The sequence below is a fragment of the Centipeda sp. (in: firmicutes) genome (assembly GCF_057271695.1).
The window spans coordinates 1-2,221 of sequence record NZ_DBHIVL010000138.1; the positions used below are offsets into that span (position 1 = coordinate 1).

Annotated in this window: 2 protein-coding genes and 1 rRNA gene; 2 read left to right on the forward strand and 1 reads right to left on the reverse strand. The window is 55.4% G+C overall.

Features of this window, described 5'->3' with window-relative positions:
- The first annotated feature begins 238 nt into the window (after positions 1-238).
- A 5S ribosomal RNA gene (gene rrf, locus ACO6BQ_RS12430) occupies positions 239-355 on the forward strand.
- A 167-nt stretch (positions 356-522) separates the two neighbouring features.
- On the forward strand, positions 523-1,869 hold the full coding sequence (locus ACO6BQ_RS12435) for an MFS transporter (protein ID WP_489121439.1): 1,347 nt from the start codon (positions 523-525) through the stop codon (positions 1,867-1,869).
- Positions 1,870-1,938: 69 nt separating this feature from the next.
- Here the strand turns inward: ACO6BQ_RS12435 and ACO6BQ_RS12440 are convergent, their stop codons facing one another.
- Positions 1,939-2,175, reverse strand: a complete 237-nt coding sequence (locus tag ACO6BQ_RS12440; RefSeq protein WP_489121442.1) for a hypothetical protein — start codon at positions 2,173-2,175, stop codon at positions 1,939-1,941.
- Between the last annotated feature and the right edge of the window lie 46 nt (positions 2,176-2,221).

Genomic DNA, 2,221 nt, shown 5'->3' on the forward strand with positions numbered 1-2,221 from the left:
AGTGTGATTGGATGACGTTGACCGCTAAGTAGCGAACCAAAACTGCGTGAGCGAGAGCGAGCGAGCAGTTTTGTGTGAGTCACTTAGTCGACGTTTGCGAAGCAAATGTCGACAGTGACTTAGAGTACGCGGCGTTGACGCAGTCAATGTCGACAGTATCAAGTGAACAAGTATTTCGCTTTAATTTGCAAGGAAGTTTCTTCTGTGAAGTTTTGAGTGAGCAAGACTCATTCAAGTATGCGGTGATGATGCCTGAACGGTTCCACCTGTTCCCATTCCGAACACAGTAGTTAAGCGTTCAAAGGTCGAGGGTACTCCGCCAGCGACGGCGTGGGAGAGTAGGTAGTTGCCGCAAAATCAAAGACTCGTGATGATTCACGGGTCTTTTTCTTTTTATTCCTCCAAAGCAGTGATCGATCTCCTTGCATTTTCATTATAGTGTGACTATAATAGAGAATGTTTCGTTCTTTCTCTGATGGGGCGGCGGTACGACTGACCGCACGCCATAAAGGAGGCTGTTTTATGATTTTGGATCGATTGGAGAATCTGCCGCTGGGCAGGTTCCAGTACAAGCTGCTTGCTGTGACGGGGCTTGGCTGGCTGTTTGATGCGATGGATACAGGATTGATCGCATTTGTTCTGCCTGTGCTTGCACGAGAGTGGGGGCTTACGCCCGCACAGGCGGGGTGGATTGGCTCGATTGGGCTGATCGGGATGGCACTTGGTGCTGTGCTTGCGGGGACGATTGCAGACCGCATCGGGCGCAAGCAGGTGTTTACGATCACGGTTCTCCTCTACAGCATATCGACGGGGCTGTGTGCCGTGGCATGGAACTATGAGTCGCTGCTTGTGTTCCGTTTCCTTGTGGGCTTTGGTCTGGGCGGAGAGCTTCCTGTTGCGGCGACATTGATGAGTGAGTATGCACCTGCGAAGTTGCGCGGACGGTTCATTGTCCTCCTTGAGAGCTTCTGGGGACTGGGCTGGCTTGCCGCAGCGTGCATCGCCTATCTCCTGATTCCGGTCTTTGGCTGGCAGGCTGCCTTCCTCATTGGCGCGCTGCCTGCACTCTATGTGTTCCTTCTGCGTCTCCATATGCCGGAGTCGATTCGCTATCTGCTCTCGAAGGGGCGCGTGGATGAGGCAAAGGCGATTATCCGCGATATCGAGCGTCAGCTGAAGATGCCGGAGCGTCCGTTCCTCGATCAGCTCGCACCGGGCAGAGTTGAGGCGGAGCGTGTGGAGACACCGGGCTTTGCGTCGCTCTGGGCGAAGGGGATGCGCCGCCGTACGGCGATGCTCTGGCTTGCCTGGTTTGGGATTGTGTTCAGCTACTATGGGATCTTTATGTGGCTGCCGTCGATTGTGTATGCACAGGGGTTCGAGATCGTCAAGACGTTCGAGTATGTGCTCATCATGACGCTCGCGCAGCTGCCCGGCTACTATGCGGCGGCATATCTGGTGGATGTGATTGGGCGGCGTTATACGCTCGGACTGTTCCTGCTGATGAGCGGCGTGTGCAGCTATTTCTTCGGCAATGCGGCTGATGTCACGGCACTTCTCGTCTGGGGGGCGGCGATGAGCTTCTTCAACCTCGGGGCATGGGGCGTGATCTACACCTATACACCGGAGCAGTATCCGACGTCGATGCGTGCACTTGGCAGCGGCTGGGCGGCGGGCTTCGGGCGCATTGGCGGGATGATTGCGCCGATGCTTGTGGGCGTGATGCTCGCGCATGCATTCCCGATGAGCGGCATCTTTATGATGTTCGCAGCGGTCTTCGCATTGATCTCGGGTACGGTGATTCTCCTCGGACGCGAGAGCAAGCAGCAGACGTTGGAGGAGTTGGAGCACTCGCTCCGAGAGACGTGACAGCAAGAAGTAGGGGGTGCTGCACGAAGTTTTTGCTTCGTGCAGCACCCCCTTTTTGTGTTTCTGCGATTAGTACGAGCCGGTTTCCTCGTAGGTGCTGCCGTCCGCACCCTCTGCAACAACAGCATAGTTACCATCCTCGTCGGCGACTGCGACAGCGACGTTGCCCTGTTCGTCCGTCACGGCGTAGACGTAGTTGCCGTCCTCGTCATAGCCCTCGTACTCATCTGCGGAGGCGACGCCCATCGTACCGAGCATGAATGCACATGCACCCATTACGGCAAATGCTTTGAACCACTTTTTCATGATTATGACCATTCCTTTCCGCTACGCTTCAAGGCACAAAACTGTT